The sequence below is a fragment of the Streptomyces sp. NPDC056296 genome (assembly GCF_042268605.1).
Taxonomy (GTDB): domain Bacteria; phylum Actinomycetota; class Actinomycetes; order Streptomycetales; family Streptomycetaceae; genus Streptomyces.
This window is the reverse complement of record NZ_JBHJRX010000015.1, coordinates 40986-66052: the sequence shown is the minus strand read 5'-3', so window position 1 is coordinate 66052 and position 25067 is coordinate 40986. Positions and strand designations below refer to the sequence as shown.

At 71.1% G+C, this 25067-nt stretch carries 18 protein-coding genes; 11 read left to right on the top strand and 7 right to left on the bottom strand.

Annotated elements, in window-relative coordinates:
- Positions 1-42: 42 nt before the first annotated feature.
- Positions 43-552, top strand: a complete 510-nt coding sequence (locus ACFCZF_RS13810; RefSeq protein ID WP_055421867.1) for a DUF1990 family protein — start codon at positions 43-45, stop codon at positions 550-552.
- Between the two features lie 134 nt (positions 553-686).
- On the opposite strand, the gene ACFCZF_RS13805 is transcribed toward ACFCZF_RS13810, so the two are convergent.
- Complete coding sequence (locus ACFCZF_RS13805; protein ID WP_376671823.1) at positions 687-3305, bottom strand: glycosyltransferase family 1 protein; 2619 nt, start codon at positions 3303-3305, stop codon at positions 687-689.
- A 310-nt stretch (positions 3306-3615) separates the two neighbouring features.
- On the opposite strand from ACFCZF_RS13805, the gene ACFCZF_RS13800 reads away from it, so the two are divergent.
- From ACFCZF_RS13800 to glgB, 4 genes are all read left to right on the top strand, one after another.
- On the top strand, positions 3616-5691 hold the full coding sequence (locus ACFCZF_RS13800) for an alpha-1,4-glucan--maltose-1-phosphate maltosyltransferase (RefSeq protein ID WP_376671822.1): 2076 nt from the start codon (positions 3616-3618) through the stop codon (positions 5689-5691).
- Positions 5688-7388: a maltose alpha-D-glucosyltransferase gene (gene treS / locus ACFCZF_RS13795; RefSeq protein WP_375914716.1), complete on the top strand. Its 1701-nt coding sequence runs from the start codon at positions 5688-5690 to the stop codon at positions 7386-7388. Before ACFCZF_RS13800 ends, treS begins: the two co-directional genes overlap by 4 nt.
- A gap of 98 nt (positions 7389-7486) precedes the next feature.
- The gene (locus ACFCZF_RS13790) at positions 7487-8884 is read left to right on the top strand and encodes a maltokinase (protein WP_376671821.1); all 1398 of its coding nucleotides are present in this window, start codon (positions 7487-7489) and stop codon (positions 8882-8884) included.
- Positions 8885-8923: 39 nt separating this feature from the next.
- Complete coding sequence (glgB, locus tag ACFCZF_RS13785) at positions 8924-11431, top strand: 1,4-alpha-glucan branching enzyme (protein ID WP_376671820.1); 2508 nt, start codon at positions 8924-8926, stop codon at positions 11429-11431.
- A 12-nt stretch (positions 11432-11443) separates the two neighbouring features.
- On the opposite strand, the gene ACFCZF_RS13780 is transcribed toward glgB, so the two are convergent.
- The 4 genes from ACFCZF_RS13780 to ACFCZF_RS13765 all read right to left on the bottom strand — a co-directional run bounded on the left by ACFCZF_RS13780 (position 11444) and on the right by ACFCZF_RS13765 (position 16097).
- The gene (locus ACFCZF_RS13780; RefSeq protein ID WP_376671878.1) at positions 11444-13660 is read right to left on the bottom strand and encodes a HelD family protein; all 2217 of its coding nucleotides are present in this window, start codon (positions 13658-13660) and stop codon (positions 11444-11446) included.
- Positions 13661-13837: 177 nt separating this feature from the next.
- A complete protein-coding gene (locus ACFCZF_RS13775; protein WP_376671877.1) occupies positions 13838-14152 on the bottom strand; it encodes a thioredoxin family protein in 315 nt (104 codons plus the stop codon).
- An 11-nt stretch (positions 14153-14163) separates the two neighbouring features.
- Entirely contained in the window at positions 14164-14562 is a 399-nt protein-coding gene (locus ACFCZF_RS13770) for a MerR family transcriptional regulator (protein WP_376671819.1), read from the bottom strand.
- A 137-nt stretch (positions 14563-14699) separates the two neighbouring features.
- Complete coding sequence (locus tag ACFCZF_RS13765; RefSeq protein WP_376671818.1) at positions 14700-16097, bottom strand: cation:dicarboxylate symporter family transporter; 1398 nt, start codon at positions 16095-16097, stop codon at positions 14700-14702.
- 154 nt (positions 16098-16251) lie between these two features.
- On the opposite strand from ACFCZF_RS13765, the gene ACFCZF_RS13760 reads away from it, so the two are divergent.
- The 6 genes from ACFCZF_RS13760 (at position 16252) to ACFCZF_RS13735 (ending at position 23020) form a co-directional block, all read left to right on the top strand.
- On the top strand, positions 16252-18144 hold the full coding sequence (locus tag ACFCZF_RS13760) for an ATP-binding protein (RefSeq protein ID WP_376671817.1): 1893 nt from the start codon (positions 16252-16254) through the stop codon (positions 18142-18144).
- Positions 18141-18842, top strand: coding sequence for a response regulator (locus ACFCZF_RS13755; protein WP_376671816.1), 702 nt, complete (start codon positions 18141-18143; stop codon positions 18840-18842). Before ACFCZF_RS13760 ends, ACFCZF_RS13755 begins: the two co-directional genes overlap by 4 nt.
- A 116-nt stretch (positions 18843-18958) precedes the next feature.
- Positions 18959-20329 carry an ABC transporter substrate-binding protein gene (locus ACFCZF_RS13750; RefSeq protein WP_376671815.1) on the top strand — a complete coding sequence of 457 codons (1371 nt, stop codon included), beginning with the start codon at positions 18959-18961 and terminating at the stop codon, positions 20327-20329.
- Positions 20326-21324: a carbohydrate ABC transporter permease gene (locus ACFCZF_RS13745; protein ID WP_376671814.1), complete on the top strand. Its 999-nt coding sequence runs from the start codon at positions 20326-20328 to the stop codon at positions 21322-21324. Before ACFCZF_RS13750 ends, ACFCZF_RS13745 begins: the two co-directional genes overlap by 4 nt.
- A 1-nt stretch (position 21325) precedes the next feature.
- The gene (locus ACFCZF_RS13740) at positions 21326-22183 is read left to right on the top strand and encodes a carbohydrate ABC transporter permease (RefSeq protein WP_376671813.1); all 858 of its coding nucleotides are present in this window, start codon (positions 21326-21328) and stop codon (positions 22181-22183) included.
- A 123-nt stretch (positions 22184-22306) separates the two neighbouring features.
- On the top strand, positions 22307-23020 hold the full coding sequence (locus ACFCZF_RS13735; protein ID WP_376671812.1) for a helix-turn-helix domain-containing protein: 714 nt from the start codon (positions 22307-22309) through the stop codon (positions 23018-23020).
- Positions 23021-23062: 42 nt separating this feature from the next.
- Here the strand turns inward: ACFCZF_RS13735 and ACFCZF_RS13730 are convergent, their stop codons facing one another.
- A complete protein-coding gene (locus ACFCZF_RS13730; protein WP_376671811.1) occupies positions 23063-23575 on the bottom strand; it encodes a hypothetical protein in 513 nt (170 codons plus the stop codon).
- Positions 23576-23904: 329 nt separating this feature from the next.
- Positions 23905-24930, bottom strand: a complete 1026-nt coding sequence (locus tag ACFCZF_RS13725) for an ATP-dependent 6-phosphofructokinase (RefSeq protein ID WP_376671810.1) — start codon at positions 24928-24930, stop codon at positions 23905-23907.
- Positions 24931-25067: the final 137 nt, after the last annotated feature.

Below are 25067 nucleotides of genomic sequence, written 5' to 3'. Positions count from 1 at the left end.
CGGAACGCCAGGTTCCAGGGTGCCGCCCTACTCTTGGTGCCCATGTCCTTCACGTACGACGACGTCGGCGCCACCCGCGAGCAGGGCCACTGCCCGCCCGGCTTCCGCCCCATGCACGTACGCACGCGCCTCGGGGAGGGCGAACCGGTGTTCCAGCGCGCGGTCGAGGCCGTGCTCACCTGGGAGATGCACCGGGAGATGGGCGTCGGCATCGACGCGAGCGCGGAGCGTGCCGCGCCCGGCGTCGACGTCACCGTCACCCTCGCCGGGATGATCAAGGCACCCTGCCGGGTGGTCTGGACCCTGGACGAGCCCCGCCGGGCCGGCTGGGCCTACGGCACCCTGCCCGGCCACCCCGAGTCCGGCGAGGAGGCCTTCGTGGTGGACCGGACGGGCGACGGCACGGTCTGGCTGACCGTGACCGCCTTCAGCCGCCCCGCCAAGTGGTACGCCAAGGCCGGCGGACCGGCCGCCCGCGCCTTCCAGCACGCCTACGCCCGCCGCTGCGGCACCGTCCTGCGACGGCTGAGCGGCGGCGACGAGGAGGACTGAGCCGCGCTGCAAGGCCGGTCCCACCTCGTCCTCCCGGCCGGTCCCACCTCGTCCTCCCGGCCGGTCCCACCTCGTCCTCCCGGCCGGTCCCACCTCGTCCTCCCGGCCGGTCCCACCTCGTCTTCCGGCCGGTCTCACCTCATCAGCAGCCCCGCCGCCTCCGCCAGCTCGTCCGACGGCACGGCGACCAGTCCCGCCTCCGCGCCGGACGCCAGCAGCCGGTGCGCGGGCAGGATGCGGACCGTGTAGCCGAAGGGCCCGGTGCGGTCCAGGGCGAGCGGGCCCTCGTACAGCCAGCGGCCCTCCAGGTCGGGGCCGCCCACCGGTTTCAGCGGCACGGTCGCCGCGTCGGTGATCCGGTCCTCGGAGTCCACCCGGCCGGAGACCGCCTGCACCTCGACGTCGTCCGGGGCCAGGTCGCCGAGGTTGACCCGGACCCGTAGCCCGAGCGTCGAGCCCAGCTCCGCCGTGGCGCTCGCGGCGGACGTCTCCACGTGGTCGACGCTCACCCCGGGCCAGGCCGCCCGCACCCGGGCCTTCCACTCGGCGAGCGCACGGGCGGAGTCCGGGTCCATCGCGCGGTGCGCCTCGGCCGCGGGGGCGTAGAGCCGCTCGACGTACTCGCGGACCATGCGGCCGGCCAGCACCTTGGGCCCGAGCAGGCTCAGGGTCCCCCGGACCATCTCGATCCACCGGTCGGGCAGCCCGCTCGCGCCGCGCTCGTAGAAGCGGGGGGTGATCCGCTGCTCCAGCAGGTCGTAGAGGGCGGCGGCCTCTATGGCGTCGCGCCGGTCAGGGTCGGTGCCCGCGCCGTCGGCGGTGGGGATCGCCCAGCCGAAGTCGGGCTGGTACCACTCGTCCCACCAGCCGTCCAGCACCGACAGGTTGAGGCAGCCGTTGAGCGCCGCCTTCATGCCGGACGTGCCGCACGCCTCCAGGGGACGCAGGGGGTTGTTCAGCCAGATGTCGCAGCCCGGGTAGAGCTTCTGCGCCATCGCCATGCCGTAGTCGGGCAGGAACACGATGCGGTGCCGCACCCGCGGGTCGTCCGCGAACCGCACCAGCTCCTGCACCAGCCGCTTGCCGCCCTCGTCCGCCGGGTGCGCCTTGCCCGCGACGACGATCTGGATCGGCCGCTCGGAGTGCAGCAGGAGGTCCATCAGGCGGTCGCGGTCGCGCAGCATCAGCGTCAGCCGCTTGTACGACGGGACGCGCCGCGCGAACCCGATGGTGAGCACGTCCGGGTCGAGGACGTCGTCGATCCAGCCCAGCTCGGCCGTCCCGGCGCCGCGCTGCCGCCAGGAGGCGCGCAGCCGCTCCCGCACCTCCTCCACGAGCTGCTCGCGCAGGGTGCGACGCAGCTCCCAGATGTCCTGGTCGGCGATGTCGGCCACCGAGTCCCAGCGGTCCGAGCCGCCGACGGTCAGCGCGTCCTCGGCCCGTTGCACGCCGATCTGCCGGGCGCCGAGCCGGAAGACCTCCGGGGCCACCCAGGTCGGTGCGTGCACGCCGTTGGTGACGGAGGTGATCGGCACCTCGTCGGCGTCGAAGCCGGGCCAGAGTCCGGAGAACATCCCCCGGCTGACCCCGCCGTGCAGCAGGGAGACGCCGTTGGCGCGCTGGGCCAGGCGCAGGCCCATCACGGCCATGTTGAAGAGGTTGGGCTCGCCGCCGGGATAGGTCTCCATGCCGAGCCGCAGGACGCGCTCGACGTCGATGCGCGGCAGTTCGGAGTCGGGGCCGAAGTGGCGGGCGACCAGTTCGCGGTCGAAGCGGTCGATGCCGGCCGGGACGGGGGTGTGGGTGGTGAAGACGGTGCCGGCCCGGACCGCCTCCAGCGCGGAGCCGAACTCCAGTCCCTTCTCGCAGAGTTCGGAGATGCGCTCCAGGCCGAGGAAGCCCGCGTGGCCCTCGTTGGTGTGGAACACCTCCGGCGCGGCGTGGCCGGTGAGCCGGCAGTACGTCCGCACCGCCCGGACACCCCCTATGCCCAGCAGCATCTCCTGGAGCAGCCGGTGCTCGCTGCCGCCGCCGTAGAGCCGGTCGGTGACGCCGCGTTCGCCGAGGTCGTTCTCCTCGACGTCCGAGTCGAGCAGCAGCAGCGGCACCCGGCCGACCTGGGCCAGCCAGATGCGGGCGCGCAGCTCCCGGCCGCCGGGCAGGGCCAGGGCGACGTGGGCGGGCGTGCCGTCGGTCTCCTTGAGGAGGGCGAGGGGCAGCTCGTGGGGGTCGAGGACGGGGTAGTGCTCCTGTTGCCAGCCGTCCCGGGTCAGGGACTGCCGGAAGTAGCCGTGGCGGTAGAGCAGGCCGACGCCGACGAGCGGCACGCCCAGGTCACTGGCCGCCTTCAGGTGGTCACCGGCGAGGATGCCGAGGCCCCCGGAGTACTGGGGCAGGGCGGCGGTGATGCCGAACTCGGGTGAGAAGTAGGCGACGGCGGCGGGGAGTCGGCCGGACTGGGCCTGGTACCAGCGGTCGCCGGTCATGTAGTGGTCGAGGTCGTCGGCCACCGCGGTCAGCCGGCGCAGGAAGCGCCGGTCCTGAGCCAGCTCCGCGAGGCGCGCGGGCGGGACGGTGCCGAGCAGCCGTACCGGGTCGCGGCCGGAGGCGGCCCAGCACTCGGGGTCGACGGACTGGAAGAGGTCGCGGGTCTCCGGATGCCAGGACCAGCGCAGATTCCGGGCCAGATCACTGAGCGGCCGGAGGGGGTCGGGGAGAACGGGACGGACGGTCAGTCGACGGATCGCCTTCACCCTCACGACGTTACCGGCGCGATGTGTCCCTCGCTGGGGCCTTCGCCCTCAGACCTCCGATTCGGCCTGAACGGCGTCCTCATCGATCGCCGGACGGGCTAATAACCACCGGCGTGTCGATCTCCCGGCGGGGAAGGTGTCGAATCAGGTCGCCGCGTGTGTCGACATACGCGTGAGTAAGTAACAAAGTGCCGGATTGCCCACCCGAAGAGTGTGGGAAGGCTCCTGCGGTACACCCCACACGCACCACCGCAGGACCCACCTCCCCAGAGTCATCCGCCCACCCTCGTTGACGCGGACAGGAGCGGTCATGCCCGCCACGCACCACTCGTCAGCACCTCCCGGGACGCCCCCCGCGACGCCACCGGCGGCGCCCCCCGAGGCGCCCCCCGCGGACGGCACCACCGTCGTCGGACGCATCCCCGTACTGGACGTCCGCCCGATGGTCAGGCAGGGGCGCAGGCCCGCCAAGGCCGTCACCGGCGAGTCCTTCGAGATATCGGCCACCGTGTTCCGCGAGGGGCACGACGCGGTCGCCGCCAACGTCGTCCTCAGAGACCCGCGCGGCAGGCCGGGCCCATGGGCCCCGATGCGGGAGTTGGCCCCGGGCACCGACCGCTGGGGGGCCACCGTCACCGCCGGTGAGCCCGGACTCTGGTCGTTCACCGTGGAGGCGTGGGGCGATCCGGTCACCACCTGGCGGCACCACGCGCGGATCAAGATCCCGGCGGGGATGGACACCGACCTGGTCCTGGAGGAGGGCGCCCGGCTCTACGAGCGCGCCGCCGCGGACGTGCCCCGGAGCGAGGGCCGACGGGAACTGCTCGCCGCCGTGGACGCGCTGCGGGACGAGACCCGCCCGGCCGCGTCGCGGTTGGCGGCGGCGTTGACGCCGCAGGTGGACGCGGTACTGGCCCAACACCCGCTGCGGGAGCTGGTCACCACCTCCGACCCACTGCCCCTGCTCGTGGAGCGCGAACGCGCCCTGTACGGCGCCTGGTACGAGTTCTTCCCCCGCTCCGAGGGCACCCCCACCCGGCCCCACGGCACCTTCCGCACCGCCGCGCGCCGGCTGCCCGCGATCGCCGCGATGGGCTTCGACGTCGTCTACCTCCCACCCGTCCACCCCATCGGCACCACCCACCGCAAGGGCCGCAACAACACCCTCTCCGCCACCCCCGACGACGTCGGCGTCCCCTGGGCCATCGGCTCCCCCGAAGGCGGCCACGACACCATCCACCCCGCCCTCGGCACGATCGACGACTTCGACCACTTCGTCACCGAAGCCGCCCGCCTCGGCATGGAAGTCGCCCTCGACTTCGCCCTCCAGTGCTCCCCCGACCACCCCTGGGTCCACAAACACCCCGACTGGTTCCACCACCGCCCCGACGGCACCATCGCCCACGCCGAGAACCCGCCCAAGAAGTACCAGGACATCTACCCCGTCGCCTTCGACGCCGACCTGGAGGGACTCGTCACCGAGACCGTCCGCGTCCTGCGGCACTGGATGGACCACGGCGTGCGGATCTTCCGCGTCGACAACCCCCACACCAAACCCGTCGTCTTCTGGGAGAAGGTCATCGGCGAGATCAACCACGCCGACCCCGACGTGATCTTCCTGGCCGAGGCCTTCACCCGCCCCGCGATGATGCACACCCTGGCCCAGATCGGCTTCCAGCAGTCCTACACCTACTTCACCTGGCGCAACACCAAACAGGAACTCACCGAGTACCTCACCGAACTCTCGGGGGACGCCGCCTCCTACATGCGGCCCAACTTCTTCGCCAACACCCCCGACATCCTGCACGCCTACCTCCAGCACGGCGGCCGCCCCGCCTTCGAGGTCCGCGCCGTCCTCGCCGCCACCCTCTCCCCCACCTGGGGCATCTACAGCGGCTACGAACTCTGCGAGAACACCCCCCTGCGCGAAGGCAGCGAGGAATACCACGACTCGGAGAAATACCAGCTCAAACCCCGCGACTGGGCCACCGCCGCCCGCGAGGGCACCACCATCGCCCCCCTCATCACCCGGCTCAACACCATCCGGCGCGAGAACCCTGCCCTGCGCCAACTGCGCTATCTGCACTTCCATCCCACGGACAAGGAGGAGGTGATCGCCTACTCGAAGCGGCAGGGGTCGAACACGGTTCTGGTGGTCGCCAACCTCGACCCCCACCACACCCAGGAGGCGACGGTCTCGTTGGACATGCCGCAACTCGGCCTGGACTGGCACGAGTCGGTGCCGGTGCGCGACGAGCTGACCGGCGAGACCTACCACTGGGGCAGGGCCAACTATGTGCGCCTGGAGCCGGGCCGTTCGCCCGCGCACATCTGCACGGTTCTGCGACCGTCCCACCCGCAGACCGGAGGGTCACCCACCACATGATCTTCAACGAGCCCGTGCCGGACACCTTCGAGGACACACCCGCCAAGGACCGGGACCCGGACTGGTTCAAACGAGCCGTCTTCTACGAGGTCCTCGTCCGCTCCTTCCAGGACAGCAACGGCGACGGCGTCGGCGACCTCAAGGGCCTCACCGCCAAGCTGGACTACCTGCAATGGCTGGGCGTGGACTGTCTGTGGCTCCCGCCCTTCTTCAAGTCGCCACTGCGCGACGGCGGTTACGACGTCTCCGACTACACCGCCGTGCTGCCCGAGTTCGGTGACCTGGCCGATTTCGTCGAGTTCGCGGACGCCGCCCACCAGCGCGGCATGCGCGTGATCATCGACTTCGTCATGAACCACACCAGCGACCAGCACCCGTGGTTCCAGGAGTCCCGGGCCAACCCCGACGGCCCGTACGGCGACTACTACGTCTGGGCGGACGACGACAAGCAGTTCCAGGACGCGCGGATCATCTTCGTCGACACCGAGGCGTCCAACTGGACCTACGACCCGGTGCGCAAGCAGTACTACTGGCACCGCTTCTTCTCCCACCAGCCCGACCTGAACTACGAGAACCCCGCCGTGCAGGAGGAGATGATCTCCGCCCTGAAGTTCTGGCTGGACCTGGGCATCGACGGATTCCGGCTGGACGCGGTGCCGTACCTCTACCAGGAGGAGGGCACCAACTGCGAGAACCTCCCCGCCACCCACGACTTCCTGAAGCGGGTGCGGAAGGAGATCGACGCGCAGTATCCGGACACGGTGGTGCTTGCTGAGGCCAACCAGTGGCCGGAGGACGTGGTCGACTACTTCGGCGACTACGCCGCCGGCGGCGACGAGTGCCACATGGCGTTCCACTTCCCGGTCATGCCGCGCATCTTCATGGCGGTCAGAAGGGAGTCGCGCTACCCGGTCTCCGAGATCCTCGCCAAGACCCCGGCCATCCCGTCCGGCTGCCAGTGGGGCATCTTCCTGCGCAACCACGACGAGCTGACCCTCGAAATGGTCACCGACGAGGAACGCGACTACATGTACGCGGAGTACGCCAAGGACCCGCGCATGCGCGCCAACATCGGCATCCGCCGGCGGCTCGCCCCGCTCCTCGACAACGACCGCAACCAGATCGAGCTGTTCACGGCCCTGCTGCTCTCCCTGCCCGGCTCGCCGATCCTGTACTACGGCGACGAGATCGGCATGGGCGACAACATCTGGCTCGGCGACCGCGACGCGGTCCGCACGCCGATGCAGTGGACCCCGGACCGCAACGCCGGCTTCTCGTCGTCCGATCCCGGGCGGTTGTTCCTGCCGACGATCATGGACCCGGTCTACGGCTACCAGGTCACGAACGTCGAGGCGTCCATGGCCTCGCCGTCCTCCCTGCTGCACTGGACCCGCCGCATGATCGAGATCCGCAAGCAGAACCCCGCCTTCGGCCTCGGCACCTACACCGAACTGCCCTCGTCCAACCCGGCGGTACTGGCCTTCCTCCGTGAATACGAGGACGACCTGGTGCTGTGCGTCCACAACTTCTCCCGGTTCGCGCAGCCCACCGAACTCGATCTGAGCGCCTTCGGGGGGCGCCATCCGGTCGAGCTGTTCGGCGGAGTCCGCTTCCCGGCGGTCGGCGAACTGCCGTACCTGCTGACCCTCGGGGGGCACGGCTTCTACTGGTTCCGGCTGCGCGGAGACGCTCTCTAGGGCCGGACCGGCCCGATCCCCGGGCGGGCGGTTTCCGCCTCCCCGCCCGGGGCACGCATCAGTAACACCCCGACTACCCGGGGAAAGGACGCGACGCCATGTCGGAAGCCGTCACACGCACCGTCACGAGCCCGCCAGGCCTCCTAGCGTCACTCGATCCACTGCTGCGGGACTGGCTGCCGCGGCAACGCTGGTTCGCGGGCAAGGGCCGTCCGGTCACCGGATTCTCGCTGGTCGCGGCCACCGAGCTGCTCCCCGCCGACGCCCGCCTCGGCCTCTATCACGTGCTGGTGCGCGCCCACCAGCCGCTCGCTGTGGCGGCCCCGGGCGGGCCCGAGGAGCCCGGCGACTGCTACCAGCTGCTCATAGGCGCGCGCGAGGCGCTGCCGCCCAGGCTGGCGCCCGCGCTCATCGGACACGTGACCGAGGGCCCGCTGGCCGGCCGCACCGCCTACGACGCCCTCTACGACACCCGGCCCGCCGAGGTGCTCCTGGAGGCGCTGCGCACCGGGGCCCGCATCGGCGGGCTTCGTTTCGAGCGGGAACCCGACCAGGAGATACGCACGGGCCTGATGCCGCGGCTGATGACCGCCGAGCAGTCGAACTCGTCGGTCGTATATGGAGATACGTTCATTCTCAAGCTGCTGCGCCGGATCGTGCCCGGCATCAATCCCGACCTGGAGCTGCCGCTGGCACTGGCCCGCGAGGGCTGCCCGCGGGTACCGGCTCCGGCCGGGTGGATGGTGGCCGACCTGGCCGGCCGGTCCTGGGTACTGGGCGTACTCCAGCCGTATGTGCAGGGCGCGACCGACGGCTGGGAGCTGGCCCTGCGCGAGCTGGCCAAGGGGGAGGACTTCGCCGCCGAGGCCCGGGCGCTCGGACGGGCCACCGCCGAGGTGCACACCGCGCTGGCCCGCGCGCTGCCGACCGTCACGCTCGGCCACGGACAGATGCGGCAGCTCGCCGACGGCATGATCGAGCGGCTGGAGGAGGCCGCCCACGCGGTGCCCCTGCTCCGGCCGTACGTGCCGGCCCTGCGCACGGCGTTCACGGCGCTGGGCGACCTGGCCGCCGAGGGCCGCACCTGGACCGCCCAGCGCGTCCACGGCGACCTGCACCTCGGCCAGTGCCTGCGCTCGCCCTCCGGCCGGTGGTCGCTGATCGACTTCGAGGGGGAGCCCGCCAAGCCCCTGGCCGAGCGGCGGCTGCCACAGCCGCCGGTGCGGGACATCGCCGGGATGCTGCGCTCCTTCGACTACGCCGCGCACTCGGCCGAGGCCGCGTTGCCGGGCTGGGCCGAGTCATGCCGGGCCGCGTACTGCACCGGGTACGCGGAGGTCGCCGGCAGCGACCCGCGCACCGACCCGGTGATGCTCCGCGCCCACGAGACGGACAAGGCGGTGTACGAGGTCCTGTACGAGGCCCGGCACCGTCCCGACTGGCTGGCGGTGCCCCTGTCCGCGGTGCGCCGCCTGTCCACGCCCGAACCGGTCTGACACCCCTCCCGTTCCCACTTCGCCCAGGAGGCGCCACCCGTGACCCCCCGCCCCTCGTCCAGCGGTCCCGACCCGAAGAAGACGGCCGAGGAGAAGAGCGCCGCGAAGAAGGCGGCGCCGCCTCAGAAGGCGGTGGCCGGGAAGAAGGCCGCGAAGAAGACGACCTCGAAGAAGACGACCTCGAAGAAGGCCGCCGCCAAGGCGCCGGTCGCCGCCGAGACGACGGTCGCGAAGAAGACCGTGGCCAAGAAGACGGTCGGGAAGAAGGCGGTCGGGAAGAAGGCGGTCGCGAGGAAGACGCCCGCCAGGAAACCGGCCGCCGAGAAGGCCGTGCAGGCCGCCGTGCCGGCCGAGGTCGCCGTCTCCCCCTCCCTGGACGCCGTCGACCGGGAGCGGCTGCTCGCCGGTACGCACCACGACCCCCACTCCGTGCTCGGCGCCCACCGGGTGCCCGGCGGGGTCGCCTTCCGGGCCTTCAGGCCGTACGCCCTGGCGGTGACCGTCCTGTCCGGGGAGCTGCGGGCCGAGCTGCACGACGACGGGGACGGGTTCTTCTCGGGGCTGCTGCCGATCCAGGAGGTCCCCGTCCACCGGCTCCTCGTGACGTACGAGGGGACGGCCCAGGAGGTCGACGACCCGTACCGCTTCCTGCCCACGCTGGGCGACCTGGACCTGCACCTGATCGGCGAGGGACGGCACGAGCAGCTGTGGCAGGCGCTCGGCGCGCATCCGACGACGCATGAGGGCGTCGCGGGCACCCGCTTCACGGTGTGGGCGCCGAACGCGCGCGGGGTCCGGGTGGCCGGCGGCTTCAACTTCTGGGACGGCACCGGGCACCCGATGCGGTCGCTGGGCGGCACCGGCGTGTGGGAGCTGTTCCTGCCCGGCATCGGCGCGGGCGAGCTGTACAAGTTCGAGATCACCCGGCCCGACGGCTCGCGCACGTTCCGCGCGGATCCGCTGGCCCGCCGTACCGAGGTACCGCCCGCCACCTCCTCCGTCGTACACACCTCGCACTACACGTGGGGCGACGAGGAGTGGCTGGACCGGCGCGCGCAGGCACCCGCGCACGAGGCACCGATGTCGGTCTACGAGGTCCACCTCCCCTCCTGGCGGCCTGGGCTGACCTACCGGCAGCTCGCCGATCAACTCCCCTCCTACGTCGCGGACCTGGGGTTCACGCACGTCGAGCTGATGCCGGTCGCCGAGCACCCCTTCGGCGGCTCCTGGGGCTACCAGGTCACCGGCTTCTACGCGCCCACGGCCCGCCTCGGCGACCCCGACGACTTCAAGTACCTGGTCGACCGGCTGCACCAGGCCGGCATCGGCGTCCTGATGGACTGGGTGCCGGCGCACTTCCCGCGCGACGACTGGGCGCTGGCCGAGTTCGACGGGCGTCCGCTGTACGAGCACTCCGACCCGCTCCGGGCCGCGCACCCGGACTGGGGCACGCTGGAGTTCGACTTCGGGCGCCGGGAGGTGCGCAACTTCCTCGTCGCCAACGCCGTGTACTGGTGCGAGGAGTTCCACATCGACGGGCTGCGCGTCGACGCGGTCGCCTCGATGCTCTACCTGGACTACTCGCGCGAGCCGGGCCAGTGGACGCCGAACGAGCACGGCGGCCGGGAGAACCTGGACGCGGTGGCGTTCCTCCAGGAGATGAACGCGACGGTGTACCGACGGGTGCCGGGCGTCGTCACCGTCGCGGAGGAGTCGACGGCCTGGGACGGTGTCACGCGCGCCACGCACCACAAGGGGCCGAGCGGGTTCGGCGGGCTCGGGTTCGGGCTGAAGTGGAACATGGGCTGGATGCACGACTCGCTCGAGTACATGAGCCACGAGCCGGTGCACCGCAAGTACCACCACGGCGAGATGACCTTCTCGATGGTGTACGCGTACAGCGAGAACTACGTGCTGCCGATATCCCACGACGAGGTGGTGCACGGCAAGAAGTCGCTGGTGTCGAAGATGCCCGGCGACTGGTGGCAGCAGCGCGCGGGCGAGCGGGCGTACCTGGGCTTCATGTGGGCCCACCCCGGCAAGCAGCTGCTCTTCATGGGGCAGGAGTTCGCGCAGGGCGCGGAGTGGTCCGAGGCGCACGGCCCCGACTGGTGGCTGCTCGACCCGGAGTACGGGGCGGCGGCGGACCACCGGGGCATGCGCGATCTGGTGCGGGACCTGAACACCGTCTACCGGGTCACGCCCGCGCTGTGGCAGCGCGACACCCACCCCTCGGGTTTCGCCTGGGTCGTCGGGGACGCCGCCGAGGACAACGTCCTCGCGTTCATGCGGCTGGACGCCGACGGCACCCCGCTGCTCGCCGTGTCGAACTTCGCCCCGGTCGTCCGCCCCGACTACCGCCTCGGCGTCCCCGACGACGTCCCCGCCTGGCACGAGGTGCTCAACACCGACGCCGCGCGGTACGGCGGCGGCGACGTGGGCAACCCCGACCCGGTCAAGCCGGAGCCGCAGGGGTGGCACGGCCGGCCGGCGAGCGTCCGGCTGACCCTGCCGCCCCTGTCGACGGTGTGGCTGCGCCCGGCGTAGGAGCGGCGTGGGTTACGCGTCCACCAGCCCCTTCGGCAGCGGCCCGGTGTGCAGTACGCCGAGCCGCTGGGTGGCCCGGGTGAGGGCCACGTACAGGTCGCTCGTGCCGTAGCGGCCGGGTTCGACGACCAGGACGGAGTCGAACTCCAGGCCCTTGGACTGGCGCGGGTCGAGCAGGACGACGCTCCGTGTGAGGTCCGGCTCGGCGCCCGCCGTCACGCCGTCCAGCCGGGCGGCGAGCGCCTGGTGCAGCTCGCGCGGGGCGATGACGGCGAGGCGGCCCTCCTCGGGGGTCAGTTCCCGGGCGGCCTCGGCGACGGCGGCCGGGAGGTCGCCGGTGGCGCGGATCCAGGGCCGTACGCCCGTGGAGCGCACCGAACTCGGCGGCGCGAACTCGGGGTCGTCGGCGCGGACCACGGCCGCCGCGACGTCCATGATCTCGGCCGGGGTGCGGTAGTTGACGCCCAGGCGGGTGTGTTCCCAGCGGTCCTCGACGTAGGGGGCGAGGATCTTCGACCAGGAGCCGACGCCGGCCGCCTCGGCGGTCTGCGCCGGGTCGCCGACCAGGGTCATCGAGCGGGTCGGGCAGCGGCGCATCAGCAGCCGCCACGCCATCGGGGACAGCTCCTGCGCCTCGTCGACGATGATGTGCCCGAAGGCCCAGGTGCGGTCGGCGGCGGCGCGTTCGGCGGCGCTGCGGTGGTCGTCCTCCTCCTGGCGTTCGGCGAAGCGCTCGGCGTCGATGATGTCGTGCGCCGACAGCACCTCCGCGTCCTCCTCGTGCTTGTCCTCGAACTCGTAGGTCCGGGACGCGTACGACACGTCAAGCACGCCCTGCGCGTAGGCGATCTGCTGCTGCCGCTCGCGTTCGGCGCGGGAGCGGGCGATGCGGTCGTCCTCGCCGAGCAGTTCGGCCGCCTCGTCCAGGAGGGGCACGTCGGCGACGGTCCAGCGCCGGGTGACCGGGCGTCGGACGGCGGCGGCGTCCCCGGCGGGGAGGAAGGCCTCGGGTGCGGCGAGGAAGTCGGCGACCAGGCGCTGCGGGGTGATCCGGGGCCAGAGCTGGTCGATGGCGGACCAGACCTCGGGGTTCTCGGCGAGTTCGTCGCGGATCTGGGTGATGTCGCTGGGGTCGAGGAGGTTGGAGCCGTCGTAGGGGTCGGTGCCGATGCGTTCGGCGACCATGTCGGTGAGGGTGTTGAGGATGTGGCCCTCGAAGTGCTCGCGGGCCGCGTTGTGCGGGAGCTTCGCGGCGCGGGTGCGCTCGCGGGCGACGTTGACCAGGTCGTCGTCCAGCATGAGGATCTCGCGGTCGTGCTCGATCGCGATGACCGGGTCGGGCAGCGCCTGGCGGTCGCGGACCGCCTCGGCGAGGACGTCGGCCATGTCGGCACGGCCCTTCACCGCCGCCGCCTCGGGCGTGTCCGTCCCCGTGGCCTTCACGCCGGGGAACAGCTCGCCGACGGTGGCCAGGAGCACGCCGGTCTCGCCGAGCGAGGGCAGCACTTCGCCGATGTAGCCGAGGAAGGCCGGGTTGGGGCCGACGATGAGGACGGCGCGCTTGGCGAGCAGCTCGCGGTGCTCGTAGAGGAGGTAGGCGGCGCGGTGCAGGGCGACGGCGGTCTTGCCGGTGCCGGGGCCGCCCTCGACGACCAGGACGCCGCGGTGCGGGGCGCGGATGATGCGGTCCTGGTCGGCCTGGATGGTCTGCACGATGTCGCCCATGCGGCCGGTGCGCGCGGAGTTCAGCGCGGCGAGCAGCACGGCGTCGCCGGACGGGTCCTCGTGGCCGGTGCGGGTCTCGTCGCCGAGGTCGAGGATCTCGTCGTGCAGGGCGGTGACCGTGCGGCCCTCGCTCGCGATGTGCCGGCGGCGGCGCAGGCCCATCGGGGTGTGGCCGGTGGCCAGGTAGAAGGGGCGGGCGACGTCGGCCCGCCAGTCGATCAGGACCGGGGTGCGTTCGGCGTCGTCGGCGCGCAGGCCGATGCGGCCGATGTGGTGTCCGGCACCGGAGGTGAGGTCGATCCGGCCGAAGCAGAGGGAACCGTCCACCGCGTTGAGCGCGGCGAGCAGCCCGGAGCGCTCGGCGACCAGGATGTCCCGCTCCAGCCGGGCCTGCTGGGGGGTGTTGCCCTGCGCGAGCGCCTGGGTCACCGAGACCTCGGTGTCGCCGCGCAGCGCGTCCACGCGTGCGTACAGTCCGTCGATGAATTCCTGCTCGTGCCGCAATTCATCGTCCGGAAATTCGGTGTTTGACAATTCCACTCCCGCCCGGATACACTGTGCTCACTGAACTTCTTCGCGACTCCATTGTTCTGGATTGTCTGAAGTCGCGAATCAACGAATATACGCATAGAAATCCCCCGAGCGCAATTGCTCGGGGGATTTCTTCGTATCGGGCGCGGGTCAGATCACGTCGGACAGCTCCTCCAGCAGCCGCCGCTTGGGCCGGGACCCCACCATCGACTTCACCGGCTCACCGTCGCGGAACACCATGAACGTCGGCATCGACAGCACCTTGTACGCGTTCGTGGTCGCCGGATTCCGGTCGACGTTCAGCTGCACCACCCGGAGCCGGCCGCCCTCTTCCGCGGCCAGGGCGCTGAGCACCGGCGCCATCTGCCGGCACGGCGGGCACCAGTCCGCGGTGAACTCCACCAGCACCGGCAGTTCACTGCCCAGCACCTCCCCGGCGAACCCGGCGTCCGTCACCTCGGGCACCCCGTTGCTCGTCATGCGTGTCCTCCCAGTTCGCACTTGGGCTCCGGACCCCCCGGAACCGCCGCCTCGGCTCGCGCCAGTTGCGCACCGACCTGCGCCCGCACCGACGTGAGCTGCTCGATCAGCCCGTCCAGCTCCGCCAGCTTGCGCCGGTAGACCACGAGGGAGGCCGGGCACGAGTCGCCCTCGGGGTGCCCGGCGCGCAGACACTCCACGAACGGGCGGGTCTCCTCCAGGTCGAACCCGAAGTCCTGGAGCGTCCTGATCTGCCGCAGCAGCTTCAGGTCCTCCTCGTCGTACGTCCGGTAGCCGTTGCCGGTACGCCGCGCGGACAACAGCCCCCGCGACTCGTAGTACCGCAGCGTCCGCGTCGTGGTCCCGGCCCGTGCGGCCAGCTCGCCGATTCGCATGGAGACGAACGTAAGCCTTGACGCGGACGTCAAGGCAAGAAGCCCCGCGCCGGGGGCGCGGGGCTTCTCGGGGGGGGGTGGACCGGGCGGCTGAGCAACGGGGGGAGCACCTCGGCCGCCCGGGGTGTGCGGCGCGGTCAGGCTCGCGCCAGCTCCTTCTCGCCGCCCTGCTCGGGCAGGTCGGGCGCGTCGTCGGCGTTGTCGTCGGAGCCGTGGTGGTCGTCCAGCAGGGTCTTCTCGTCGAACGGGATGCGGCCGGCGAGCACCTCGTCCACCCGGACCTTGTCGATCTCCTTGGTCCAGGTGCCGATCAGGACGGTGGCGACGGCGTTGCCGCCGAAGTTGGTCAGGGCGCGGGCCTCGCTCATGAAGCGGTCGATGCCGACGATCAGGCCGATGCCGTCCACCAGGGCGGGCTTGTGCGAGGACAGGCCGCCGGCCAGCGTGGCGAGACCGGCGCCGGAGACACCGGCCGCACCCTTCGAGGCGACCAGCAGGAAGAGCAGCAGCGGGATCTGCTCGCCGATCGACATCGGCGTGCCCATGGCGTCGGCGATGAACAGCGAGGCCATGGTCATGTAGATCATGGTGCCGTCGAGGTTGAAGGAGTAGCCGGTCGGGACGGTGATACCGACCACCGGCTTGCTGACGCCCAGGTGCTCCATCTTCGCGATGAGGCGCGGCAGCGCCGACTCCGAGGAGGAGGTGGACAGGATCAGCAGGAACTCGCGGCCCAGGTACTTGAAGAGCGAGAAGACGTTGACGCCGGCGATGACGCGCAGCAGCGTGCCCAGCACCACGAAGAGGAAGAGGACGCAGGTCACGTAGAAGCCGAGCATCAGGACGGCCAGGCTCTTGAGGGCGTCGACGCCGGCCGAGCCGGTGACGGCGGCGATGGCACCGAAGGCGCCGACCGGAGCGGCCCACATGATCATCGCCAGGACGCGGAAGACCAGCCGCTGGATGTGCTCGATGCCGCGCAGCACCGGCTGCCCGGCGTTGCCCATGGCCTGCAGGGCGAAGCCGCACAGCAGGGCGATGAGCAGGGTCTGCAGGACCTCGCCGGAGGTGAACGCCGACACGATCGTGGTCGGGATGATGCCCATCAGGAAGTCGACGGTGCCCTTGGCCTCCGCGTCGACCTGTGCCTGACCGGTCTCCTTGACGGCGTCGGTCACCGCGAGGCCGGTGCCCGGGTCGAGGATGTTGCCGACGACCAGGCCGATGGCGAGGGCCACCAGCGACATCACCAGGAAGTAGCCCAGCGCGATACCGCCGACCGCGCCGACCTTGGCGGCCTTGCGGACGGAACCGATGCCCAGCACGATCGTGCAGAAGATGATCGGCGAGATCATCATCTTGATCAGGTTCACGAAGCCGGTGCCCAGTGGCTTCAGCTCGGTCGCGAAGTCCGGGAAGATCAGACCGACGGCGATACCGAGGGCGACCGCGATGATCACCGCGATATAGAGATAGTGCGTGCGATCCCGCTTGGCTTTGGGTGCGGCAGCTGCCGTAGCGGCTTTGCTGGTCACGGCGGCCCTCCTTGACGACGTCGTCGGCATCACCGGCGTGCGGCTCACGTCCGGGAGTTTGTTTCGGGGATGCGGTGACTATCTCCCGCGCTGTGAGCGCGGTCACCCTTGCGTTCATTTCGTTCACAATCAAGCCAGGAGGGAGACTGACGGCATGCACCTCCGCGTCCCTGGACCCCGTAGCCTGGCCGGTCAGCTGTTCGCCATGCAGGCCGTGCTGATAGCGGTCGTGGTCGCCGGGTACGCGCTGTTCACGTACGTCAGCGACCGGCGGCAGGCGGAGGAGGCGGCCGGGCGTCAGGCCAGGTCGGTGTCGCTGGCCATCGCCGACTCGCCGTCCGTGCTGGAGGCGATCCGCACGCCCGACCCGACGGCGCAGCTCCAGCCGTACGCGGTGCGGGTCATGCGGGACACCGACGTGGACTTCGTGACGATCATGAATCCGGAGGGCATCCGCTGGACCCACCCGGACCCGAAGCAAATCGGCCATCTCTTCCGCGGTCACATCGAGCGCGCGCAGCGGGGCGAGACGTTCACCGAGACCTACACGGGCACGCTGGGGCCGTCGGTGCGGGCGGTGACGCCCGTGGAGAACGCCGGGCGGGTGGTCGGCCTGGTCAGTGCCGGGATCAAGGTCGAGGAGATCAGCAAGCGGGCGCAGGAGCAGCTGACGGCCCTGCTCGGGGTGGCGGCCGGGGCGCTGCTGCTCGGCGCGGTCGGCACGTACGTGATCAACGCGCGGCTGCGCCGGCACACGCACGGTATGAACGCGGACGAGCTGAGCCGGATGCACGACTACCATCAGGCGGCGCTGCACGCGGTGCGGGAGGGTCTGCTGATGCTGGACGGGCAGTACCGTGTCGCGCTGATCAACGACGGCGGACGGGAGCTGCTCGGGGTGACCGGTGACGTGGTGGGCGCCTCGGTCGCCGACCTGGGGCTGCCGGCGCAGCTGACGGGGGCGCTGCTGGCCTCGGAGCCGCGGGTGGACGAGGTGCATCTGGCGGCGGAGCGGGTGCTGGTGGTGAACACCTCGCCGGTCTCCGGCGGCGAGCACCGGGGCACGGTGGTGACCCTGCGCGACGTGACCGAGCTGCAGTCGCTGACGGGCGAGCTGGACTCCGAGCGCGGCTTCACCCAGGCGTTGCGCTCGCAGGCGCACGAGGCGGCCAACCGGCTGCACACGGTCGTCTCGCTGATCGAGCTGGGCCGCACCGAGGAGGCCGTGGACTTCGCGACGGCCGAACTGGAGCTGGCGCAGGCGCTCACCGACCAGGTGGTGGCGGCGGTCGGCGAGCCCGTGCTGGCCGCGCTGCTGCTGGGCAAGACGGCGCAGGCCAACGAGCGGGGAGTGGAGCTGGTGGTGTCGCAGGACAGCCGACTGGACGACGGGCTGCTGCCGCCGTCCCTGCCCGCCCGGGACCTGGTGACGATCCTGGGCAACCTGGTCGACAACGCGGTGGACGCGGCCCAGGGCGGGGTGCCCTCGCGGGTGACGGTGGCGGCGTACACGGAGGCGACCGGCGGACGGCGGACGGAGGCGAGGGGCGGACGGCGGACGGCCGGGGGCGAGGACGTCTCCGGCGCGGACGTCTCCGGCGCGGATTCGGCGGCGGACGGCACGGCGGCGGGTGGCACAGCGACGGGCAGCTCGGCGGCGGGTGGCACGGCGACGGGCAGCTCGGCGGCGGGTGGCACGGCGACGGGCAGCTCGGCGGCGGGTGGCACGGCCGTAGGCGGCACGGCGGCGGACGGCTCCGAGCTGGTGCTGCGGGTGTCGGACACGGGTGCCGGGGTCGATCCCGCCCATGCCGACCTGGTCTTCCAGCGGGGTTTCTCGACGAAGCCGGCCGGTGAGGGCGGCCGTGGCCTGGGGCTGGCGCTGGTCAGTCAGGCGGTGCAGCGGCACGGCGGCACCCTGACCGTGACCGAGGCCGAGGGCGGCGGCGCCCGTTTCGAGGCCCGGCTGCCGCTGGACGACGCCGGGGGCCACGCGCCGCCCCCGGACGCCCTGGCGAGCAGACGTGAGTCCGGGAGCGCCGTATGAGCCCCGCCGAGCAGCCCATCCGTGTCCTGGTCGTCGAGGACGACCCCGTCGCCGCCGACGCGCACGTGATGTACGTCGGCCGGGTGCCGGGGTTCACGGCCGTCGGCAAGGCGCACACGGGAGCGGAGGCCCGGCGCGTGCTGGACCGTACGCCGGTGGATCTGCTCCTGCTCGACCTGCACCTCCCGGACGTGCACGGGCTGCAACTGGCCCGTTCGCTGCGGGCGGCGGGGCATCACACCGACGTGATAGCGGTGACGTCGGCGCGGGACCTGACGGTCGTGCGGGAAGGGGTCTCACTGGGCGTCGTCCAGTACGTGCTGAAGCCGTTCACCTTCGCCACCCTGCGGGACCGGCTGGTGCGGTACGCCGAGTTCCGGGGCGCCGCCGGCGAGGCGAGCGGCCAGGACGAGGTGGACCGGGCACTGGCCACCCTGCGGGCTCCGGGCCCGGCCGCCCTGCCGAAGGGCCTGAGCGGGCCGACACTGGAGCGGGTGACGGGCGCACTGCGCGGCACCGAAGAAGGGCTCACGGCGGCCGGGGTGGCCGAGGCCGTGGGCATCTCGCGGATCACGGCCCGGCGTTACCTGGAACATCTGGTGGACGCGGGGCGAGCGGGACGCAGCCCGCTCTACGGGCAGGTGGGGCGGCCGGAGCTGGTGTACCGGTGGGTCCGCGAGGCCGAGCGGGGCCGCTGAACACCGATGAACACAGGTTGTCCACCGCACACGCATTGACCTGACTAGACCAGTCCTCTTACCGTCGCCGAGCAGCCGTCCCGGCCACAGCGTCGTGCCCGTAGGAGGTCGTGCCCGTGCGTCCCACCGTCCGGTTCACCACTCTGTTCACCCTCACCGCGCTCGCCTCCACCACCCTCGCCGCCTGCGGAAGCGGCTCCGGCAGTGAGCCGGACACGGTGAAGGTCTCCTTCAAGCAGTCGACGGACAACTCCATCAAGGTGATGGACACCTATCTCGGCGACATCAAGAAGCAGTTCGAGAAGGCCAACCCGGGCAAGAAGGTCGAGCTCGTCCCCATCAAGGCCCCGGACTCGGAGTACTACACCAAGCTCCAGCAGATGCTCCGCTCCCCCAAGACCGCGCCGGACCTGGTCTACGAGGACACCTTCCTCATCAACTCCGACATCACCAGCGGGTACTTGAAGCCCCTCGACGAGTACCTGGCGAAGTGGCAGGACTGGGACCAGTTCATCGACACCGCGAAGGCGGCGGCCAAGGGCGAGGACGGCAAGACGTACGGCGTACCGGACGGGACGGACACCCGGGGCCTGTGGTTCAGCAAGGACGTGTTCGCCAAGGCGGGCCTGCCCGCCGACTGGCAGCCGAAGACCTGGGACGAGGTCCTGGACGCCGCCCGCACCATCAAGGAGAAGGTGCCGGGCATCACGCCGATCAACGTCTACACGGGCAAGCCCGCCGGTGAGATGGCCACCATGCAGGGCTTCGAGATGCTGCTGTACGGCACGGGTGACGGCGGTGCCGACCCGTTGTACGACAAGGGCAGCAAGAAATGGATCACTGCGGGGCAGGGGTTCAAGGACTCACTCGCCTTCGTCGAGACCGTGTACAAGGAGAAGCTCGGTCCGGAGGTCTCCGACGCGCTCGACCCCAACTTCTCCACGAAGATCCGCGGTGAGCTGCTGCCGCAGGGCAAGCTCGGCATCGCTCTCGACGGCTCCTGGCTGCCGCAGGACTGGCTGGAGGGCAGCGGGCACGAGTGGCCCGAGTGGTCGAAGGAGCTGGGGCTGGCGGCCATGCCCACGCAGAACGGGCAGGCTCCCGGCAAGGTGAGCATGTCCGGCGGCTGGACGTGGTCGATCCCGGCCAAGGCAGGCAACCCGGACCTGGCCTTCGAGTTCATCAAGACGATGCAGACCAAGGCCAACGCCCAGAAGTGGTACATCGCCAACTCCGGCATCGCGGTCCGCGAGGACGTCGCGAACGATCCCGCGTACGTCGACGCCCAGCCCGGCATCAAGTTCTTCACCGACCTCGTCGAGAGCACGCACTACCGGCCCGCCTACCCGGCGTACCCGAAGGTCTCCGTCGCCATCCAGGAGGCCATGGAGGGCGTGACGACCGGCGACAAGTCGGTCGAGGAGGCGGCGCGCGGCTACGACGAGGCGCTCAAGGAGGCCACCGACAACCAGGTGGTCCGCAAGTGATGGCGGCCACGCCGCAGCACGCGGATCCGGGGCCGGGACCGGGACCGGGACCGGGACCGGGGCCGGGGCCGGAAGTCCTCAAAGTGCCGCCCGGTCCGCCCGGCCCGGACCCGGCCCGTCGCGCGAGGTCCGCCACCACTCGCCGCGCCCTCTTCCGCGCCCTGCCCGTCTCCCCCGCCGTCGTCCTGCTGCTGCTCTTCCTCGCCGGCCCGATCGCGTACTGCGTCGTCATCGCCTTCACCGACCTCCAGCTCACCGGGCAGGCCGAGTCGTCCTTCGTCGGCTTCGAGAACTTCACCCGCGCGTTCCAGGACGAGGCGTTCCTCAACGCCGTGTGGCTGACCCTGGTGTTCACGGTGCTGTCGTCGCTGATCGGGCAGAACACCCTGGGGCTCGCGCTGGCCTCGCTGATGCAGCGGGCCTCGAAGCCGGTCCGTACGCTCACCGGCGGCATCGTCGTCACGGCGTGGGTGCTGCCGGAGGTGGTGGCGGGCTTCCTGCTCTACGCCTTCTTCCGCCGCGAGGGCACCCTCAACGCCATCCTGGACTGGCTCCATCTGCCGTCCCAGAACTGGCTGTTCACGCTGCCGATCCTGGCGGTGTCCTTCGCCAACGTGTGGCGGGGCACGGCGTTCTCGATGCTGGTGTACTCGGCCGCCCTGAACGAGATCCCGAAAGAGGTCACCGAGGCAGCCGAGGTGGACGGCGCGAGCGGCTGGCGCCGGATGTGGCACATCACGCTGCCGATGATCCGGCGCTCCATCGGCACCAACCTGATGCTGAACACCCTGCAGACCCTGTCGGTCTTCGGCCTGATCTGGGTGATGACGCGGGGCGGTCCGAGCGGCAAGAGCCAGACACTGCCGCTGTTCATGTACGAGCAGGCCTTCCAGAACAGCCTGATCGGCTATGGCACGGCGGTGGCCCTGCTGCTGTTGCTGATCGGCTCGCTGTTCTCGGTCGTGTACCTGCGCCTGCTGCGAACGGAGGTCTGACATGGCATCCGCCTTCGCGTCCCGCCGCGCCCCCGCCTCCCGGCGCAACCGGCGCCGGCTGGCCGCCGACGCCGGGCTGCTGGTGGCCGCCGCCGCGTTCGTGCTGCCGCTGGCCTGGGTGGTGCTGTCCGCCCTGGACCCGCGCGCGAACCTCAGGGTGAAGGTCCCCGACGGACTGACGCTGGAGAACTTCGACGCGATCCTCACGCCGGAGATCACCTTCACCCCGCTGCTCAACAGCCTGATCCTGTGCGGCGGCGCCACCCTGCTGACGGTGGTGTGCGCGGCGCTCGCGGCGTATCCGCTCTCCCGTTTCCGGTCCCGGCTGAACCGGCCGTTCCTGCTGACCATCCTGTTCGCGACCAGCCTGCCGATCACCGCGATCATGGTGCCGGTCTACGCCCTCTTCGTGCGGGTGAACATGATCGACACCATGCAGGGGACGATCTTCTTCTTCGCCGCCTCCCAGCTGCCCTTCGCGATCTGGCTGATGAAGAACTTTATGGACGGCGTGCCCAAGGAGCTGGAGGAGGCCGCCTGGACGGACGGGGCGTCGTCGTTCCAGTCACTGCTGCGGATCGTGCTGCCGCTGATGGGGCCGGGGGTGGCGGTCGTGACGGTGTTCTCGTTCGTGATGATGTGGGGGAACTTCTTCGTCCCCTTCATGCTGCTGCTCACCCCGGACCAGATGCCCGCGTCGGTCAGCATCAACGACTTCTTCGGCAACCGGGGCATGGTGGCGTACGGGCAGCTGGCGGCGTTCTCGATCGTCTACTCGACGCCGGTGATCCTGCTGTACGTGCTGATCTCCCGGCGGCTGGGCGGGGGGTTCGCGCTGGGCGGGGCGGTGAAGGGGTGAGCGGGGCGGCGTCCACTTGCGCCCGCAATATGTCGGCTGAATGCCCGTCACACGCCCGTAGGTTCGTACAATCCGTATCGCTGGCTGAACAGCCCGTAGTCAGCGCCGCACCGGACCCCTACGGTGTGGCCCGTGCGCCGACCCTCACCTCACCCGAACCAGTCGGGTCCCCCGTTCAACGCCCTCGCCGCCCGCCGGCTCCGTGCCGCCCTCAACATGGGGCCCGAGCACGTCGCCCACGGCATGCGGGTCTCGTACGGCCTGCCGTACGTCACCCCGGATCTCGTCATCGCCTGGGAGCGGGGCGTCGCCTCCCCCCACAACCCCGAGCTGACCGCGCTCGCGGGGGTGCTGTGGTGCTCGCCCGGTGATCTGATCGGACGGCCGCAGACCCTGCGCGAGCACCGCATCGCCCGTTCCCTGGCGCCGGAGGACGTGGCCCGTGCCGTCGGGGTCGCGCTCCAGGCGTACCTGCGGATGGAGGAGACGGACGACTGGCGCGGCAACGACCGCCAGTCGGCCGCGCTCGCCGACGTGCTCGGCCTCGACCTGCCCGACTTCGTGACCGTCACGGGGCGCGAGGAGAAGCTCGCCGAACTGCTGACGAGCGCCGTGACGACCCGCTGGCAGGGCTACGTGCGCCCGGTCGCCAAGGTGGCACCGCTGGACCGGCGGGTACTGGAGAACGTCCTCCAGGTGCTCCACCAGGACTACCAGGGGCACATGACCGCCACCCTCAGTTGGGGCGGCGGCAGCGGCGACTCCCACGAGGCGGGCCGCGACTTCCTCGACCGGATCGTGGAGCACTTCTGGACGGCGGTCGAAAAGCACCCGTGAGGGGACGGCAGTGCGCTGGTTGGATCACTGAGCCGGGGTACGTCATGCCCGGCCCGAAGCCGAGTCACTGTCACCTGGAATCGCAACAGTGAAAGGTCCAGCAGCGGGGGCGACACACGCGAAGATGTCCGTTTCCTCACCCGCCGCCAAGCCTTCCTCGCAGAGGCGGCCGCCCTTCTCGCGCAGGTCCAGGTAGAAGCGCGTGATCTTGCCGTCCTGCTTGAGGCCGTGGATGCGTTCGTCGATGTAACCGAGGTCGTTCAGGGTCTTCCTGACCTTGGCGGGGCTGGGCTCCGGAACCGTCTGCAGCGCCTGCACAATGCGCTGTTCATGCTGGACGCTCGCGCACCAGTCACGGTCGTTCAACTCCGCCGCGGGACCCGTGGGGGCGCCGGGCTCGATCGGTTCGGCCGGAGGGGTCTCGCCGGGGGCGAGGCTCTCCTGCCCCTTCTCCGCCGGGCCGGTCGGCCTCCTGTCGGTCGGGCCCGGCCCGGTCTCACTCTCGGTCGCCGTCCCGCCCGTCAAAGAACACGGCTGCGCAACCTTGTCGAGCATCGCCGTGAACCCCGCCTGCTCGGGACCCGACGGTGTGGCACTCTCCTTGGCGCCGACGCTGCTACCCGGCTTGCCCGGAGACCCACCGTCACTCGGGCTCTCGCTCCCGCAGCCGGCAAGTGCCAGCGCAGCGAGGGTGGTTGCCGCTAGGGCACGCCGGGGGCGGGCAAGCGGGCTGATGGAAGCGGAGATCCATGTCATGGACGCAGTCTCCGGCCGGTGCCGCGCGCTCCGCATGAGTATGCATACTCATACAACAAGCGCCCGCCGGCCGTGGCCATGATTGAGATCTTCCCTACGGCCGTCCGCTCACCACACGGAACACGGTCTCAGAAGACCGACTCCGCCTCGTCCATCCGGTCCTTCGGCACCGTCTTCAGCTCGGTCACGGCCTCCGCCAGCGGCACCATGACGACGTCCGTGCCGCGCAGCGCCGTCATCCGGCCGAAGTCGCCCCGGTGCGCGGCCTCCACCGCGTGCCAGCCGAAGCGGGTGGCGAGCACCCTGTCGTACGCGGTGGGCACGCCGCCGCGCTGGACGTGGCCGAGGATGACCGGCTTGGCCTCCTTGCCGAGCCTGCGCTCCAGCTCGTACGCGAGCGCGGTGCCGATGCCCTGGAAGCGCTCATGGCCGAACTTGTCGATCGCGCCCTTGCCGTAGTCCATGGAGCCCTCGGCGGGGTGGGCGCCCTCGGCGACGCAGACGACGGCGAACTTCTTGCCGCGGGAGAACCGCTCCTCGACCATCTTGAACAAATCGGCGGGGTCGAAGGGGCGCTCGGGCAGGCAGATGCCGTGGGCGCCGGCGGCCATGCCGGACTCCAGAGCGATCCAGCCGGCGTGCCGGCCCATGACCTCGACCACCATCACTCGCTGGTGGGACTCGGCGGTGGTCTTGAGGCGGTCCATCGCCTCGGTGGCCACGCCGACCGCCGTGTCGAAGCCGAAGGTGCGGTCGGTGGAGGAGATGTCGTTGTCGATGGTCTTCGGCACGCCGACCACCGGCAGGCCGGCGTCCGACAGCATCCGGGCGGCCGTCAGCGTGCCCTCGCCGCCGATCGGAATGAGCGCGTCGATGCCGAAGCTCTGGATCATGTCGCCGGCGTTCTCGCAGGCCTCGCGGAGCCGGTCGCGTTCCAGCCGGGAGGAGCCGAGGATGGTGCCGCCGCGGGCCAGGATGCCGCTGACCGCGTTCAGGTCGAGGGTGCGGTAGCGGCCGTCCAGCAGGCCCGCGTAGCCGTCCTCGAAGCCGATGACCTCGTCGCCGTAGTTGTCGACCGCTCGGTGCACGACCGACCGGATCACTGCGTTCAGGCCGGGGCAGTCGCCGCCTGCGGTGAGAACTCCGATACGCATCGTGCTGTGTCTCCTGCTCGCTGTTGACACCGGTGACCGATCCAATTGTTTCACGGCCGGACCCCCGGCGGGCACTGACGAGCCCTGCCGGGCACCGGCGGGCGCCGACGGACACTGACGGGCGCCTTAGCCACCGC